Source organism: Arthrobacter sp. 9AX, assembly GCF_902506095.1.
Taxonomy (GTDB): Bacteria; Actinomycetota; Actinomycetes; order Actinomycetales; family Micrococcaceae; genus Arthrobacter.
Map to the genome: position 1 here is coordinate 324,744 of NZ_LR733293.1, position 16,515 is coordinate 341,258.

A 16,515-nucleotide genomic window follows, 5' to 3' on the forward strand; every position below is an offset into this window, starting at 1 on the left:
AGAAGGTCATTCGGTATCGTTCCTACCACGACAACACCGGCGCCGCGATAGCAGCCACAGGCGACTGGGTGAAGTCCGCGGCCGTGGTGTTTTCTGGGCCCTTGAACTTGTCTCGGACCGGGAAACCCGCCACCGGTAACCTCCGAGTACATGGGCAGGCTCAAGGCCGAACTCCTGCGACTGGACCTGCTGTCTTTCCTCGCCGACAACCGCCTCCACGTCGTGCCTCCCGCCGTCGTCACCCCCGAAGAAGTAGCCCAAGCCCTGGCCATCTACGACCAGGCACTCACAGCCACCCAGTTGTAGGTCACCGCGCCGAAAAGACGAAGGATCCCGCTGGTCATTTGGCCGGGGGTATCCTTCGTCGGAAGTTAGAGTCCAGATTCAGCTCAAACTTTCGCAGAGCGCTATCTACTCAGCACCGCCCTTAGAAGGACACCCATGGAATTGCTTTGGGGCCGTTGCGGTTTCACGCCACGCATTACACGCTATTTGGGCGTCAATTTACGTCGTGTGCTGTTCACAAGAACCCCTTGCCAATAGGACTCCTGGGCCGCTGGCATCTTCCGTTGTCGCGATCCTGGTTTCTCGCCGGAGACGAGCCAGATCGCTCACCACAGCCTGGATTGCTTCACTACGAGTCCCTTGCCAACCCTTTGCTGCCTTTCGGCGTCTAAGTTCCTCTTGGCCCCTCCCATTTCCTCCTGACGGGCGATGTTGTGTAGGCTTCCCGCTTCCGTCCATAGAGAACGGGTCATAAAAGATAACGGCTGTGTGTTGCCTGTCGTCGACCATTTCTTGGACGAGATGCGCTGCCTCCTCGTTGACGGGATTGGAGGTCTGGTGTGGAAAGACATTCGGGTACATCACGGCAAGGACCACCACTCTGTAGTCAGAGATGGGGGAGTACAGACTTCGGCCAGGGTCCTGCCGAGCTTGCAAGGAATTCAGCGGTCTAATTTCGTTTCTCCTGAACTAACGTGAGGCGTAACAAACCCTTAGGGCGCCGTGACATCTGTTGGCCAATTGGGTTGCGACCGTCTGCCGGCTTGACCACGCGCAAGTACTCGCGTTCCTCGGCGATTTCATGGAGGATGTCGGAGTTCGCGGCCGCCGTGAAGGATGTCGGCCTCTGCTTGGTGACAAAGCCAACGTGTTCACGATCCTCTGTGGCGTGCTGCCTGACGGATTCGATGCCACGATCGCATCCTCGTCGATCAAACGCGGCCTGTCTCCCGTGACACGAGATAAAACGGGCCCGCTCTCCGTGGCCTAATATGACGGAATCCAGTAGCTGCGTCCGCGATGTCATCGATGGACCCCGTTTTCGAGGCCGCGCTCCCCGCAAATTGGCTCGATGAGACCAGGCGGCGGCTTTAAGCAACGCCGGTGAATTGAGACGCATCGTCCGGACCTCCTATGACGCCGGAAATTTACTGCAGTGTTTTGTTTTCGGTCTCTAGCATCGGTGACACTGCGGACTGGCTTCGTAGAAATCCTAAGGGTGGCCGTCGGGGGCGACCGCGTGGTGGATGGGCCTTTCGTGCAGTCTTTTACGTTATGCGGGCCATTTTGTGCATAGGCATACTGTTCGGCAACGATAAGCCCGGGCACGTGCCTCCATCACCCATTTTTTAAAGACAAGACAGGACGTAGTTGTCGGTGATGGTCGAAAAGTGAGCCATTGTGACGGCGGCGAAATCCAGCATTTGTTGCACCAATTTATGGTTCTACCGCGGATGACGACAGTCTAGCTAGACGTTCTACAGGGCTCTGCGTACCTAGGATCTCGCGTGTGCGCCGGGTGAAATTTGATGGCAGGCCATTTCAGAGCCCTGATCCAACGTAAGGGAACGCCGGAGAAAGGCCGGAAGGGCGCCCAGCGTGCCTGCCAGCCGGTTGCGGAGATTCTCGGCACCGCGGTGCCCGCTAAATGCGCGAGGACAATAAACCGGGTTGTCCGTTACACGGTCTCAGGCACCACCTGCCTCTCTGGTCGTCCGGCGAATTCAGCCCTAATAACGGTTGCTTGCCTGAAGGGGGCTCCAGCGTTGCTCCAAGTGTTCCTTTACAATTTCGCGCGGTGCCGGGTTGCCGGAGATTTTCCCGCTCCGTCTGCGCTCGGCACTTCGTTGAGCGGTCCGAGCTACCTGGCAATGGCACAGATACTCCGGCCGCTCTGCAGCAGGTCTGCGATCGTGATCCGTTCCGACTCCGGGAGGAACCCGGCGGAGATGACCGTCGGCCTCCGGAGCGGGATGGGAGTGTCTTCTTGACCTTTTCGTCTCTGCCAATGGCAACTTCTACATCGCTTAGGTGTTGCAACGACCGCTGGATGCCAAGCCCACGAAATGGCTCACTATTCGACCATCGCTGACAGTGGTTAATTCCCGTCGGGTCCAATTCCCGCGCGATCCAAGACACGAAACCAGATCGGGCAATTCTCCGGAAGACACCGTAAGCCACTCAGAAAGACATTCTGCTGGCAGCGGCTTGGCGATTCGAAGAACTGAACAGGGGACTCCCTGTGAATGAATGCTGGACGGGAATTCGCACCAGACGCCGGACACCAAGGCGGAGACCGCGGATAGCGAGTACAAGCGCGCAGAACATTTTGCCGGGCCGGGTGATACGCCTCGGTTCTAGATCCCTATCTGTTTTCTTAGTTCAGCGGCTCGAATTCGCACTACGTCCGGGTTCTCCTGCACATCCCCAAGGGAGGAACCGGTTGCATCCCTGACGGCTCGCCGCATGGCACGCAGGCTTGTGAACCCGCTGGCGTCCGCTACGTCCGCCGGAGAACGTTTCCAGTGGCTCGCGTCGGTGAGCAGCTCGAGGGCCGCCAAGGTCCTCAGCGCGCGGATGTATCCGCTGACTTGGAACTCTTCCTTTTCGAAGAGGTAGTAAAGGGCACGCCGTGAAAGGAACGAGGAGGCCGCAACCCCGTCCACATCAAGGGCCCGGTTTCTGAAGTTATTGTGTATGAACTTCTTGACCGCCGCGATACGCGCCGGTTGCAGGTCGCCGTCCCCGGCAGGCGCTTCGAGTAGCGAGCTGGCAAGGGCAGTCATCATGGACCTGACGACCGGCTGGAGACGGGACATCTCCTGGTCCATGCCAGTCCGCTGCCAGCCGGACAAGACAGGAAGAATCAACCCCCGCACCAAAGGATGCTCGCTGATGTCGGCCAATCCCTCCAACCGCTTCATGAACTTGCCGTCTAAACCCAGCAGGGACCGATCGAGTTGGATCCGCACAGCGCTTAGGCCGGTCGGCGCATGGAAGTTGCCGGGGGAAGAAAGATCAAGAAACCTGACTGCGCCAGGAGAAACTTCTTCGGAGCGCCCCGAGAAGCTGAATCCAGCGCACGAAGTTCTGAAATGCACCAGCCAGTGCCCGGAAGACGTATCGCCCTTCCAATAGCAAGCGGCCGGTTCATTGTTGACATCAACAAGGCTGAACCCGGGACCGTCCAGGCTTAAGGCGGTTGGATTAAAACCCGGGCGTATTGGATTCTCGGTTTTTTCCAACCGTACCGGAGTATCGATGGCGCTGCCGTACCAAGTGCGCCAGTGTTCGAATTTTTCCTCGGGGGTCAGCCCGTCGGGAACACTATAGCGTCTGATCCGGTCAAGAGACGCACCCCGAGGGCCAGCATCCAGGCTGGCATACGGCGGGTCTTGCATAAGATTGGGACCTCCCGGCTGTAGCAAATTAAGATTCAAATTGCGAACATCTGCAGTGTAACTTCAGCATCAATCAAACAGAATGAGGAGTCACGTACAGGTTGGGGAGTCCGCAACCTCACGACCTGAGACTCAAATGGGGATCCTCGCCCATACAAATGTCAGGGCTCAGTTTGTCTCTTGCTCGGCTAATAGGATCGTAACGTCGTCGGCTCGATGGATTAGTTTTCGTCCCTGTCCGTGGTCCAGCCAAACCCAGAAACAGGATCCATCCGGCATGTATTCGTCGATGATGGCTCCCGTACTAGATGATCCAGGGCCAACCAGGCGTATGTGGCTTCCCGGCGGGACATCTGACCATTGTGGCGGTACGACCTTTTGATCGTCGCCATTGGCGGGTGCGGAGGGAGCGTCGCTGGTGCAGCGCGCTTGCGGGCTCGGAGGAATCGCCGGCGATGACGTTTTCGTGGCGGCAAGCCTTTGTCCGGACCCCTGCATTTTGTACGTTCCACGGCGCAGTAAAAACGCTTGTTCATTGCGCTCATATCCCAGCTCAGTTATTACATCCCGAACTCTGGCCAGAGTTTCCGGCTTAACTAAGTGGGGTGCGTTGATTGCGTTGGAAACAGTGCTGACTGAAACCGCTGCGGCTGCGGCAACGTCCACCATTCGGCATGGATCGGACATTTCATTACCTTTCACACGAGTTGTGGCCACGTCCGGTGGTTACCTTAAGTCAGTGTCACCTACTAGTAGTTGAGGGCTTTTCAGGGGCCGACGCGCTGGGGGAGCGGCGGGGACGGAACGCGTTCGGTACCCATTCCAAGCCCGGGTGCTCGGCCAGTGCGACGATCCATTCGGCGGTCTCGCGTTCCCTTGGTGGTTTTCGGACGGCTACGAGCAGCGAGTGGCTGCCGGCGGAGAGAGAGACGTCGGTACCTGATCCGGCCGGGGGCCGGTGCTGGGTGGGCATGATCATCGAGGGCTGTGCGCCGAAGCAGTATTCGCCGTCGAGCCAGACTCTGATGTCTTCGGAGCAGTTGAACATCAGTCGCCCTTCGACGGCGTGGTCAAGGTGGATGTTGTACCTGATGAACAGGATCAGGTCCTTGAACTCTTCCCGCGGCCACCGGGTCCAGGTGCCAGGAAGGGATATTTCGGTGCTGTTAGACGGCATCGGAGGTTCGGCGGAGCCTTCGAGGGGCAGCGATGAGATGTCGCGCTGGCCCCAGACCTGGCCATAGGGAGAGCCCCAGCCCACAGTCACCGGTATCGCGTATTCGTCGGCGTTGAAGGTGTCGTCCTCGTACTTGGTAGGCCATTGTCCTGCGAGGGCGTCCCGCAACGCTGCAACTTGGTCGGAAAAGTCGTCCAGTGATGCGGGGGCGTCGATGCCCACAACCTCTTTGTTAAGGACCAGTTCACGTCCAATGGGAGCAAGCCACCGGGCAGGGATCGAGTCAGGATCGATGATGGCCATGAGTGCCCCGACGGACGCTGTGGAGCTGTCCGTGTCTGCACCGCAACCGTTGGTTATGAGAATGGCTTTTTCGAAGTCACCCTGAGAGGCGAGCCATCCCAATATGACGAAGCCGGTGTTAATGCGGGTGTCCATGAAGTCGCCGTTGCCGTACTTGTCAACGATCTTATCCATCACCGTTTCCCAGCTGTGGCCCTGGGAAACCCACACCCTTGTGTCGTGAACCACCTGGCGGATGCCGCTGCTGATGGGGATCAGGGCGGACGCCGTGTCCAGGAGGACATCGGGCCGGGTCTCCGTGAAGGCCTGCGACTGCAGGGCGGCCATGAAGACGGCGGCCCAGATCCCGTCTCCGGCGTGGTCGAAGCAGGAATCCTCATACGCGTAGGCGGCGGCCCGTTCCGGTTCACCGGGAGCCAGGCAGGCCCACAGCTCAGAACGGATTACGGCACCTTCACCGCAGGTGTACCAGTTGTCAAAGGATCCCGTGTGGGGAGGCACGAGCCCTTCTGCGAGGTTCCTTTTTGCCACGCCGTATTCGCACCACGGGAAGCGGATGTGGTCCCGCCAGGCTTGTGCGATGACATGACGGTCTATTGTCGGGTGCTCCATTTGGCTCAGGACCGAGGCATAGACGACCTGCATGTCAAGGTCGTCGTTCGGGACCATCGTTGTGGGGACGGGTGTGTAGAAGTCTGCGGTTATCGGTCCGGGGAGGCCTTCAAAGGATTGTCCAAGTGAGCCTCCAACGGCCTTTCCTAGCCAGCAGCCCAGGATCTTCTCCCGGTAGTCAAAAATGAGCGGCGTGGTGGCCGTAGAAACGTCAAGCATTGTCTGGTTCTCCTGTGGTGGTGGGTCTGCGGAAGACCGGGGACAGCGGGGCTAGCCTTTGACGGACCCTGCGGTGAGTCCGCTGATGAGGTAGCGCTGGATGATGATGAAAAGGACGACCGCCGGGACCGCGGTGATGATGCCGGCCGCCATCAAGTTGTTCCATTGCGGAAGGCCTCCATCCGCGGCGGTGCTGACGAAGAGCTGCATGCCGATGCCGACTGTCCGTGTGTCGTTCTTGGTCAGCACGCTGGCGAAGAGGACATCGTTCCATGCCAGAACGAAGGAGAAGATGGCGGTCACGACGAGGGCCGGGAGGGTGAGCGGGAGGATGATCCGGACGAGGGTTTGGAAGCGCGTTGCTCCATCGATTGCGGCGGCTTCTTCGACGTCGGCGGGCAGGGTGGTGAGATAGCCGCTGAGCATCCAGATCGTGTAGGGAAGGCTGAACGACATGTATGTCAGGATCAGCAGTGCATGGGATCCGATGATCTGGACACTCACAGCGTTCTGGATCTGGACGTAGATGACGTAGAGGGGGATGAGGAGGACGATTCCTGGCGTGGTGTAGCAAGCGAGCAGGGAGAGCCGCAGGAAGTTCCGGAACCGGAACTTGAAGCGGGCGAGGACGTACGCTGCGCCGAAACCGACCAGCGATGAGGCCAAAGCGGTGATAGTGGCGATGACGAGGCTGTTGGCAAGGTAGCTTGCCAGATCGATGGCGCTCCAAACATCAATGAAAGACCTCGGGCTCAGCCGGTCCGGGGCCAGAGTGGACCCGGCAACTTCAATGGGCTGCAGGGCTACGAGGAACATGTAGGCCACGGGAAGGAGTACGACGAGGGCGAAGGCTCCGCCGCAGAGGTACAGGATCCACTTGGCCGGTCCCCGGTTTCTTACACCTGGCTTGCTGGGTCGGATGTCAGTTCTCATCGCTGCGGGCTTTCTTCAGGTAGTACGCGATCGGAATGAGGAGCACGAGCAGGTTGACCACTGCTATGGCCGAAGCGTGCCCGTAGTCATTTGCGGTGAACGACGTTGTGTAGATTTCGACCGGGAGAACGTTGGCTTCTTCGGCCGGAGGGTGCCCCAGCAGGACGAAGGGCAGTGTGAAGCTGTTGAACTGGTTAATCACCGACAGGCAAAGGGCCAGAACGAGGGTGGGCTTGATCGCCGGCAGGGTGATCGACCAGAATCGACGGAGCCGGCCGGCTCCGTCGACTTCCGCGGCGTCGTAATATTCGGCCGGCACCGCCTGCAATGCGGCCAGTGCCATGATGTACACGAACGGCCACGCAGACCAGACACTGGCGATCGTCAGTGCCCAGAACGCATTGGGTCCGATCAGCCAGAGGTTGTAGTCCGCCCCTATGCCCAGGAAGCGCAGCACTTGGTCCGCTGCCCCGGTGCCTGACTGGAAGATCAAGCGCCAAATCAGGGCGGTCACGAAGTCCGGCAGGATGAAGGGTATGAGCATCACGGTCCGCAGCAGGGCCCGGCCGGGGAACTGCTGATTCACGAGCACTGCTGCGGCGACGCCCAGCGGCACCGCCACCAGGGTTGTGATGACGGTGAACAGGACACTGTTGCGCAGCGGACCAAGGACCGAAAGCGGACCAGACGGGTTTAGGACGTCCAGATAGTTGGTTAGTCCGACCAGGCCGGCCTGCCAGACGTCGCCGATTGTGAAAATGCTCAGGGCGGTGACGCTGATGACTACAGCCAGCAGCAGCGGGATGTAACTGACCACAGTCATGAGCGCGAAGCTAGGCGCCATGAGCCAGAAGGGCACCCTTCCCGACGCGGACCGGCGACGTCGGGGTGGCGTAGCCGGCCGCCGCGGCGGCAGACCGGCCGCAGGTGGGGCCTGTAAAGCCTGTGGGGACATTAGCGCTTCTCGCTGTTCAGGGCAGCCTTCAATTTTTCATTCGCGGTATCCAGTTGCACCTTCAGCTGATCAGCGCTGTAGGTGCCGGTGGCTGCGAGCTCTGAGAAGCTGGGCTTCACGGCCGCTGCCAGCAGCGGAGAAACCTGCCCGAACGACGGGGACCACGGGGTTGCTTGAGCTCCGGCGGCAGCGTCATAGATGACTTTCCAATCGCCTTCCCTGGTTTCGGGGTGTGCGGTGAAGGTTTCGTTTGTTGTGGGCAGGCCGCCCACTTCTTTCCACGTCAGCTGCTGGACGTCAGGTTCGCCCATGATCTTGGCCAGGCCAAGGGCCAGATCCCGGTTTTTGCTGAATTTCGAGATAGCCCACGTGGCCCCGCCCAGGTAAGACTGGACAGGCTTTGCCCCGCCCTGTAGCTGCTGCTGGCCATAGGGGACTGTCGGGTTTCCGGCAAGCGCCCACTCGTTTTCGACCGGTGAGCCGGGCATGCTGCTGATGGCTTGGGTAAAGCCGCACGGGAACATCGCATTCTGCTTCTGGACGAACTGTTGGATCTGCTGCGCGGAGCTGTTGGTGGCATCCTTCGGGTTGACGATCTTGTATTTCGCGATCCAATCCAGCCAGAAACCGACGGCTTGCATAACTTCGGGGGTGTTCAGCTGCGCCGTCCTGCCGTCTGCACTGATCAAGCGGCCGCCGAGCTGGGTTGTCAGCAGCCAGATGACATGCCAGGCGTGGGAGGGCTCCGCCCCGGCCTCGCCAACGCCGAAGCGTCCCTGGCTGGCGTCGGAGAGCTTCTGACCGGTTTCTACAAAGTCGTCCCAGGTGGTCGGTGCTGCGGCGACGCCAGCGTCCGCGAACATCTTTTTGTTGTAGTACATGGCCATTGTGGAGGCGTAGTAGGGAATGGCGACATGGTCCGTGTTGTCTTTGCCCGTCACAGCAAGCATGGAGGGAAGATACCTGTCTTTGCCGCCCAGATCGGACCACTCGCTATCAGAAATCGGCGTGAATACGCCTGTTGCCGCCCCGGTGGGCAGCCCGTTCGGACCAATCTCGAAAATATCGGGGCCCTCTTTGGTGGCAGCAGTGTTGACGACTGCGCTTGAGACAGCGGAACCCAGTTGAACGACGTCGAACTTCACGGTGTTACCGGGATGGGCGGCCTCGAACTTGCGGCGCATCAGGTCCAGAATGCGCTTCTGTCCTTCCGGGGCTGTGGGGCTTTGCGAGATCATCACGGTGATTTCCTTGCCGCCTCCGCTGCCGGATCCCGAGCCTGTGCTGCAGCCGGCGAGGACCGAGGAGCCGGTCACTGCGGCGACGCTGAGGCCGCTGAGTTTAAGCAGGCCACGTCGGGACATCGGCGTGTTCAACCCTTTGATGGAATTTCCGGTGGTTTCAGTGGCCTGGGGGAAAGATGGGTGTTGCGTCATTGCGTACTCCTGTTGCGTTGATGCTCTCTCTGCTGCGTTACAGACGAGCGGGATGGGTGGGGTGGCCAGTGCGGCCGTTGTCAGCTGCTGCGAGAAGGGTTAGGTGTAGGCTTCCCGGAGCAGTTGGTGCAGGCTCGCTATATCGGCCAAGGTGTCATGTTGCAGGGACAGATCCTCTTCGGGTTTCCGCGGGTGATAGACCCGCTCCGCCGTGAACCAGCCGCTGTATCCTGCTTCGGCCAGGTTCCTGATGATGCGCGCGTAAGGGATGTCGCCCTGGCCCAGCACTACCTGGCTGAACATGGGCCGGAAGGTGTCGTGTGGCTGGTGGCGTACATCCTTGGCCTGGACGTCCACGATGGGTAGACCACGGGCGGACGGCCAACCCTGAAGCAGCGGATCTTCGCCCGACCACCATCCGTTGCAGACATCCCAGCAAAGCGCCAGAGCAGGGGAGTCGACTGTGTTGATCAGCTGCCGGGCTTCTTCGACCTGGCCGACGTAGCTCGCCCCCTCCAACTCGACCATAAGCGTGATTCCGGATTGTTCCGCCAGTGCCACCGCCGGCGCAAACCATTCCGTCATCCGGTCCAGGCTCCTCCCAAGGTCCGGCCTGATAGCCCAGGTCTCCAAGGGATCCATTCCGTACAGCCAGGGTGCGAAGATCCGGACGTACCGGGTCTCGAGGATTTCAGCACAGTTGAGGGCGTCCTGCAGCAACGCAGCCGCCTTGCGGGGGGAGTCCTCGTGATCCAGGTAGTGGTTCCGGCCGAACTGCGAACCGATGCACGATATCGCCAGCCCGGCGTCGGCAGCTGCCCTGGCGACCTGCCGAATTTCACTATCGGTAAGGGAAGTCACGGGGCGGCCCGCGACGTTCCGGACCGCCAGGCCCTGGATGCCGGCCCGGGCTCCTAGCTCGGCCGCCTCACTGAATACCGAGGACAGGTCGTCGCTGAACGCGGCGATTTTGAAAGCCATGGGGTCTCCTTGGGCGCCCTCCCGGCGCGAGTCGGAGGGCTGCGCCTTTGCGAGAGGAAAGATTTCCTGATGTATCGATAAACCAGACTCCGCCGGTTTATCGATGCATCTACGTGATTGGCGCCACTCTATTTGAGCGGTTGGCGCCTTGTCAACGGGTATTCGACCTGTGATGTATCGATAAACCCTGCTAGCCTGATTCCATTGCGGTCAGGTGCGACCGCTGGCCTTGATTAATGAAATTGGAGCAAGGATGTCCCCACGGCAGCAGAACACCTCACCAGCCTTCACGCGATACGACTTGGGAGTCAGTCCCTTCTGGGAGACAGCGACTCAGGACGAGCAGGATGAACAGCGACACTGGCAGTCGTGCCTGATGTCCAGGGGTGAGATGGTGTTCGCGGATGGATCGTTCATCTCGCCCCTCGCGGCCGTATACGCTGACCAATTCATACTTGGAGCCCGGTCATATGTGGCTGCGCACGTCTGTTTGTGGGGCGAACTTCAGCTCGGTGCCGATTGCACCCTGAACCCTTTTTCTGAACTCCGCGGCAACGTCATCTTGGGAGACGGCGTCCGGGTGGGTGCCCACACATCGATTCTCGGGTTTAACCACGCCATGTCGGTCGACTCCCCGATCTACCAACAGCCCCTTACATCCAAGGGTGTCGTCATCGGTGACGACGTCTGGGTGGGCTCCCACGTCGTGGTCGTCGATGGCGTCACCATCGGCGCTCACAGCATCATCGGCGCCGGGTCCGTGGTGACCAAGGACGTTCCGGAGTGGTCGATCGTGGCTGGAAACCCCGCCAAACGCCTGCGGGACCGGCGGGGGACGGGAACGGCAGCTCGGCAAGATTTAGGAACGCGCCTGCATGCACTGGCAGAAAGGGCCCGCGAGCAGGCAGACCAGCTGGTGGGTCGTTGCTGGAACCCTGAGGCTGGAAACTGCGGAAGTTTCGTTGACATCCCCGGAGCTCAGCCCACCGTGCGGGCCTGGGGCGATGCGGTTGAGCTGTACGACATCCTGCGGGGCTCGGCACCTCCTCAGATTTCTCCCGAGAAGCTCATTGACGTCTTGCGCGCCGGCCAGGATCCGCAGACGGGGCTCACCCCTGAATGGCACCTGGAAGGCGAAGCCGCTTCCGCCCTTCCAACACTCGACGGTCACGCAGCTGTCAATTACAACATCCTGTCGACCGGCTATGCGCTCGACCTGCTGGGGTCGCAGTTTCAGCACCCGATCCGATCGTTCCAGGATATGACGTGCCTTACTCTGAAGGACTCGCTCGCACGATTGCCCTGGGAAGGCGAAAGCTGGCGTTCCGGCGCGTGGGTAGACGCCCTAGGCACCGCCCTGTATCTGGATCAGAAGAACTTTGCGCTCGCAGGGGAACTGGAGTTTCTCTTCGGCTGGCTGACCTTGCACTGCGATCCTGTTACCGGCCTCTGGGGCCAAAGAGACAGTTCAACGGGGCTGCTCGAATCCGTTAACGGGACTTATCGGCTCACCCGCGGCACCTATGCCCAGTTCGGCGTACCCCTCCCGTACGCAGAGCGTACGATCGACAGCGTGCTGACCCACTCAGCAGACGCGAACTATTTTGGGCCGGGACAAGGGACGGCTTGCAATGTTCTCGACGTCATCCATCCACTATGGCTGGCGGCGAAGCAAACCGGACATCGCAGGCGGGATGCGGACGCCTGGGCAAAGGAGCAGCTCGAACGAGTACTAGGGTCCTGGAACGACGGCGCGGGCTTCAGCTTCACATTGCAGCAAGGGTACGGTCCGACTCGGACCCCGGGCCTGCTGGGAACAGAAATGTGGTTGTCAATTACCTGGCTTCTGGCTGACTATCTTGGGATCAGCGACGCGCTCGGCTACCGGCCCCGCGGGATCCATCGCCCCGAACCCGCTTCGCCCCTGGCCGGGCGCCCCTAAAGGCCTCAGAATCCCGCCCCGCGACAGAAACGGAAATATGCGAAATGCAGGACTTCAACATCGTCATAGCAATGACCGAGGACCACGCCGCGCGCACCCTGCCGGTCCCCATACGTCAGCAATTGAACACTCTCGGGAACGTTTCGGATGTGCCGGCGTCACCGGATCCCCAGTCGGAAGACCTAGCGGAAATACTCGCAGACGCCGACGTCATACTGACCGGAACCGGATCCGGGATGCTTGATGAGAGCATCCTGAACCTCGCGCCGAAGCTGCAGGCCATTGTTCACGCAGCTGGAACGGTACGACCCATCGTCAAGGACACCGTCTACGATCGAGACATCAGAATCTCTTCCCAAGCAGAAGCAAACGCGCTTCCCGTCGCCGAATACACCCTGGCGATGATCCTGCTCGAACTCAAAGGCGTGCGCGCTACAGAGCACACCTACCGCGCGGCCCGTAAAGCAATCGATGTAGACGACATCCTGGCCGAAGCCGGCAACTACGGACCGCAGGTAGGCATCATCAGCGCGTCAAACATCGGCCGCCGAGTGATCGAATTACTCCAGCCCTTCGACCTGGCCATCGCCGTATACGACCCTTATCTGGACGCAGACGCAGCCGCGGCTTTAGGCGCCAAAAAGATGGATCTTCCTGAACTCCTTAGCTCTTCAAAGCTGGTCTCCATCCATGCTCCGCTGCTCCCGGAAACCAGGGGCATGATCGGCGCCGAACAGCTGTCGCTGCTCCGCGATCAGGCGGTGTTGATCAATACCGCCCGCGGCGCAGTCGTCAACCAGGACACGCTGCTTGACGAACTCGTCGCCGGGCGCATCCGAGCAGTTCTCGACGTCACTGACCCCGAAATACCCGCACCGGAATCACCCCTCTGGACACTGGAGAACGTGGTGCTGACCCCACACGTGGCTGGATCACGAGGAATCGAATTGCATAGAATCGGCCAGCGCGCCGTCGACGAAATCCGCAGGCTGCTTCACGGCGAGCCGCTCATGTATGAGGTGACCCGTGAACGCTACCGAACCAACGCCTGATCAAAGGAGGCCCGGCATGCCGACACCATCAGACGGATGGCAGACCGACGCGCCTGTTCGGGAAAATGGCGGCGGCGTGCGCATCAAGGATGTCGCCAAGCATGCTGGCGTTTCGGTGACCACCGTGTCGAACGTCCTAAACGACTGGGGAAGGACCTCGGAAGCGACCCGCAAACGCGTTATGGAGTCGATTGAGCATCTGGGGTATGTACGTAACGCTGCCGCTTGGCAACTCCGTGCAGGGTACAGCACCACAATCGGTCTCATCGTCCAGGACGCCGACAATCCGTTCTACACAGCCATGGCCCGCGGGGCTGAAGACCGCGCCCTTGCACACGGCAGCGCAGTGATCGTAGGAAACAGCGACCACAACGAACAAAGGCAGTCCCGTTACATCGACCTCTTCGAAGAACAACGCGTCCAGGGACTCTTGATCGCACCCGTAGGGGACATCACCGGCAGGATCGAACAGCTAAAACGGCGTGGAATAACTGCAGTCGTCGTGGGAAGGCCGGAATACGGAACGCCGTACAGCTCCGTGTCGATGGATAACATTGCGGGGGGATACCTCGCAACCAAGCACCTGCTCGACCTCGGCCGACGAAGACTCGGATTCATAGGCGGCCCCGTCGCGCTCCGGGGCGTGGAAGACCGACTCAACGGGAGCAAAAAGGCAGTAGACGAAGTCGCTGGCGCGGCGCTGGAGGTCTTCGCTACGTCCGACCAAAGCGTGATTGCCGGCCGGGAAATCGGCAACCGCATTATGGGTCGCGAACGGCAGGAAAGGCCCGACGCCCTGTTCTGCACAAACGATCTTCTGGCAATAGGAGTCATGCAGTCACTTCTTCAAGAACGTGGGCTGAGCATTCCCGGAGATATAGCGCTCATCGGATATGACGACATCGATTTTGCCCAATCTGCCGTGGTACCGCTGTCCTCAATCCGACAACCGGCCCGGCTGATAGGAGAAACAGCCGTGGACCTGCTGCTCCAGAAACTCAAACAGCCGGAGCACGAACACCGGCACATCTGGTTCGAACCGAACCTGATCGCACGTGAGAGCACCGTGGGAACAGGGAGCGCCTTGGCCCCCGGGCACGCGATCAGCCCGACGGCTGCCCAACAATAGCCCTCCACGGGAATGTGTACACCGCCCGTTCTCGACCGGGAATGCGCCATTCCTTAGTCAGATGCGTGACTCTCTTCCCCAGTGCCGATCAAGACAGAACGCCGGCAAGGACCTTCCACCAATCTAGGCGACGTCCGGATTCGGCATGAAGGCGGCCCCGGCTTGTGAACTCTCACTCCGGCTTCTTGGCGCAGGTACTGGTAGGCAGATGCGCATGCTGATCCCGTAATCACGGGCAAGGACAACGTTCGGAACACCCCTGCGGATGCGCTTGACCACTCGGCCGCCCTTTTGCCAGTGTCTTCTTCCGGCCTTTGTCAGCGCCCCGTTGCTTTGGCTAGAGTGAAATTTTCCCTCCGGCGTTCCCAACTGAAGGAGCGTTCGGATTCGGCGCAGGTGCCCATGACTGAGAGCATGCGGTTGGCCATGGGGATGATGATGTTCTCCGGTCTGGGCTGATACTGCTTGACGCGCGGCAGTGGCCCAAATGCGATACTTGGACCAGCGGCATTTCGGGTTTCTTGGAGGGGACTTCACCGGAACATGGTTTTGGATACCACGACCCTTCGGATTGCCTTTGGCCTGATGGCGCTGGTTCTGGTAGTCCTGTTCTACTTCTCTGCCTACAGGGTCACCCGATCCCCTTACAGTGGCTGGTGGTGCGTTGCGCTGCTGTTCTTCCTCACCGGGTCGGCGTGTTTCCTGCTGAATGGGACCGCGCATCAGATCTGGGCAAACCCGCTGGGCAATGTGCTGCTCGTGCTGGGAGCGGTGGCAGTGTGGACCGGTGCACGCTCCCTTAGGACGCTGCCGCCGCGCAAGTGGCCCTCCGTAGGTCTTCCCGCTGTCACGCTGATCGCCGCCGTCCCGGACAATCCGGCCACCAACACGTGGGCTGGCGGTCCCGTGTTCCTGGCAACCATGAGCATCAGCATCGGGCTGGCATCACTCGAGCTCTGGCGCCTGGATCGAAGCTATTCCCGCATGCGGATCCCGATGGTCGCGGCCGCCGGCGGCCTGGCCGTCTTCTACTTCTTCCGTTTCCTGGCATTCATCATTGAGGGCCGGAACGGGCCAATCTTTGTGACCGTCTTCGGTTCCGCCGTGACCACTCTCGTGACCATGATCCTGTTGGTCGTCGTTTCATTCAGCATGGCCGCACTCAGCAGCGAGCAGCAGACCCGGACCCTGCGTGTCGCGGCCTCCCGCGATGATCTCACTGGCCTGTTGAACCGCAAGGCCTTCATGGACCTGGCCGCCGAACGGCTGGCCGACCACAGCCTGACCCCACACAGCGGGGCCCTGATCCTGGCCGACCTCGACCACTTCAAGACGGTCAACGACACCTATGGCCACGCTGCAGGAGACCTCGCGCTGCAACGGTTCGCGGAAGCGTGCACGGCCACGGTCCGTCCCACAGACCTTGTCGGGCGCTATGGCGGTGAAGAGTTTATTCTCCTCCTTCCGGGAGCTGGTCGGGACCGGGCGCAGCTGTCGGTAGAGGAGATCAGCCGGCGCCTGGCTGCCTTCCCCGCCGACGCCGGAGTAGGAATGCCCACCGTGAGCTACGGGATTACAACGTATGGGAACGGGGCCTCCGATGTGGACGCGCTCATTGGTGCTGCTGACGAGGCCATGTACACGGCCAAAGCACTGGGCAGAAACCGTGCCGCCCACAGCGACAGGAAACCTTAGCTTTCACGACCCACCCGCTGCAGCGCCGTTACGAATAAGGGAAAAGCAGGCCGATCACCTCGCCGTCTACTCCCATCAGGCCCGGCCACAGCAGTTCCAGTTCGAACGAAAGGATCGTCCCCGAGACGGCGCCGCCAGCGAAGAGCCCGCGCCCAACGTCTCGCCACCAATCTGTAGTTCACATCGCTGGTTTCTATGCCCCGCCACTTAACCAGCAATGTAATGGCGGGCATGACTCACCCGCCGCGCACTACCGAATCTCACGCCAGCACCGCAGCACGGCAGCACCTACAGCTGACCTTTGGCCAGTCTCAGCTGTCGTGGCCCGTGCCATCTGCAGCGCCCCGAGGTCATGCAAATGTAGGAAAGCAGCACCGCCGCCCTTTTCCGTCAGA

Annotated in this window: 12 protein-coding genes and 1 pseudogene; 5 read left to right on the forward strand and 8 right to left on the reverse strand. The window is 60.4% G+C overall.

Annotated features, from left to right (window positions below):
* Positions 1-150: 150 nt before the first annotated feature.
* Complete coding sequence (locus BACI348_RS20965; RefSeq protein ID WP_328699901.1) at positions 151-306, forward strand: hypothetical protein; 156 nt, start codon at positions 151-153, stop codon at positions 304-306.
* Positions 307-2,642: 2,336 nt separating this feature from the next.
* On the opposite strand, the gene BACI348_RS01510 is transcribed toward BACI348_RS20965, so the two are convergent.
* The 7 genes from BACI348_RS01510 to BACI348_RS01540 all read right to left on the reverse strand — a co-directional run bounded on the left by BACI348_RS01510 (position 2,643) and on the right by BACI348_RS01540 (position 10,302).
* Positions 2,643-3,686: an AraC family transcriptional regulator gene (locus BACI348_RS01510; RefSeq protein ID WP_159823634.1), complete on the reverse strand. Its 1,044-nt coding sequence runs from the start codon at positions 3,684-3,686 to the stop codon at positions 2,643-2,645.
* Positions 3,687-3,854: 168 nt separating this feature from the next.
* On the reverse strand, positions 3,855-4,373 hold the full coding sequence (locus BACI348_RS20870; RefSeq protein WP_159829683.1) for a LacI family DNA-binding transcriptional regulator: 519 nt from the start codon (positions 4,371-4,373) through the stop codon (positions 3,855-3,857).
* Positions 4,374-4,428: 55 nt separating this feature from the next.
* Positions 4,429-5,997, reverse strand: coding sequence for an ADP-ribosylglycohydrolase family protein (locus tag BACI348_RS01520; RefSeq protein ID WP_159823635.1), 1,569 nt, complete (start codon positions 5,995-5,997; stop codon positions 4,429-4,431).
* A 51-nt stretch (positions 5,998-6,048) separates the two neighbouring features.
* Complete coding sequence (locus tag BACI348_RS01525) at positions 6,049-6,930, reverse strand: carbohydrate ABC transporter permease (RefSeq protein ID WP_159823636.1); 882 nt, start codon at positions 6,928-6,930, stop codon at positions 6,049-6,051.
* On the reverse strand, positions 6,920-7,753 hold the full coding sequence (locus tag BACI348_RS01530) for a carbohydrate ABC transporter permease (protein ID WP_159823637.1): 834 nt from the start codon (positions 7,751-7,753) through the stop codon (positions 6,920-6,922). Before BACI348_RS01530 ends, BACI348_RS01525 begins: the two co-directional genes overlap by 11 nt.
* A 131-nt stretch (positions 7,754-7,884) precedes the next feature.
* Positions 7,885-9,321, reverse strand: coding sequence for an ABC transporter substrate-binding protein (locus BACI348_RS01535; protein WP_159823638.1), 1,437 nt, complete (start codon positions 9,319-9,321; stop codon positions 7,885-7,887).
* A gap of 99 nt (positions 9,322-9,420) precedes the next feature.
* Positions 9,421-10,302: a sugar phosphate isomerase/epimerase family protein gene (locus BACI348_RS01540; protein WP_159823639.1), complete on the reverse strand. Its 882-nt coding sequence runs from the start codon at positions 10,300-10,302 to the stop codon at positions 9,421-9,423.
* A gap of 391 nt (positions 10,303-10,693) precedes the next feature.
* Here BACI348_RS01540 and BACI348_RS20970 point away from each other — a divergent pair, with 391 nt between their 5' ends.
* The 4 genes from BACI348_RS20970 (at position 10,694) to BACI348_RS01560 (ending at position 16,120) form a co-directional block, all read left to right on the forward strand.
* Complete coding sequence (locus BACI348_RS20970; RefSeq protein WP_201298353.1) at positions 10,694-12,244, forward strand: acyltransferase; 1,551 nt, start codon at positions 10,694-10,696, stop codon at positions 12,242-12,244.
* Positions 12,245-12,288: 44 nt separating this feature from the next.
* On the forward strand, positions 12,289-13,296 hold the full coding sequence (locus tag BACI348_RS01550; RefSeq protein ID WP_159823641.1) for a hydroxyacid dehydrogenase: 1,008 nt from the start codon (positions 12,289-12,291) through the stop codon (positions 13,294-13,296).
* Positions 13,297-13,312: 16 nt separating this feature from the next.
* Entirely contained in the window at positions 13,313-14,425 is a 1,113-nt protein-coding gene (locus BACI348_RS01555) for a LacI family DNA-binding transcriptional regulator (RefSeq protein WP_159823642.1), read from the forward strand.
* 543 nt (positions 14,426-14,968) lie between these two features.
* A complete protein-coding gene (locus tag BACI348_RS01560) occupies positions 14,969-16,120 on the forward strand; it encodes a GGDEF domain-containing protein (RefSeq protein ID WP_159823643.1) in 1,152 nt (383 codons plus the stop codon).
* Between the two features lie 28 nt (positions 16,121-16,148).
* On the opposite strand, the pseudogene BACI348_RS21055 reads toward BACI348_RS01560, so the two are convergent.
* Positions 16,149-16,277 (reverse strand): annotated as a pseudogene (locus BACI348_RS21055) (hypothetical protein); the annotation flags it as partial.
* Between the last annotated feature and the right edge of the window lie 238 nt (positions 16,278-16,515).

Bases quoted from the DNA above. Each gene is read 5' to 3' on its own strand.
- BACI348_RS20970 (WP_201298353.1), top strand. From the start codon at position 10,694: ATGGTGTTCGCGGATGGATCGTTCATCTCGCCCCTCGCGGCCGTATAC.
- BACI348_RS01540 (WP_159823639.1), bottom strand. From the start codon at position 10,302: ATGGCTTTCAAAATCGCCGCGTTCAGCGACGACCTGTCCTCGGTATTC.
- BACI348_RS01525 (WP_159823636.1), bottom strand. From the start codon at position 6,930: ATGAGAACTGACATCCGACCCAGCAAGCCAGGTGTAAGAAACCGGGGA.
- BACI348_RS01520 (WP_159823635.1), bottom strand. From the start codon at position 5,997: ATGCTTGACGTTTCTACGGCCACCACGCCGCTCATTTTTGACTACCGG.
- BACI348_RS01555 (WP_159823642.1), top strand. From the start codon at position 13,313: ATGCCGACACCATCAGACGGATGGCAGACCGACGCGCCTGTTCGGGAA.
- BACI348_RS20870 (WP_159829683.1), bottom strand. From the start codon at position 4,373: ATGTCCGATCCATGCCGAATGGTGGACGTTGCCGCAGCCGCAGCGGTT.
- BACI348_RS01560 (WP_159823643.1), top strand. From the start codon at position 14,969: ATGGTTTTGGATACCACGACCCTTCGGATTGCCTTTGGCCTGATGGCG.
- BACI348_RS01535 (WP_159823638.1), bottom strand. From the start codon at position 9,321: ATGACGCAACACCCATCTTTCCCCCAGGCCACTGAAACCACCGGAAAT.
- BACI348_RS01550 (WP_159823641.1), top strand. From the start codon at position 12,289: ATGCAGGACTTCAACATCGTCATAGCAATGACCGAGGACCACGCCGCG.
- BACI348_RS20965 (WP_328699901.1), top strand. From the start codon at position 151: ATGGGCAGGCTCAAGGCCGAACTCCTGCGACTGGACCTGCTGTCTTTC.
- BACI348_RS01510 (WP_159823634.1), bottom strand. From the start codon at position 3,686: ATGCAAGACCCGCCGTATGCCAGCCTGGATGCTGGCCCTCGGGGTGCG.
- BACI348_RS01530 (WP_159823637.1), bottom strand. From the start codon at position 7,753: ATGACTGTGGTCAGTTACATCCCGCTGCTGCTGGCTGTAGTCATCAGC.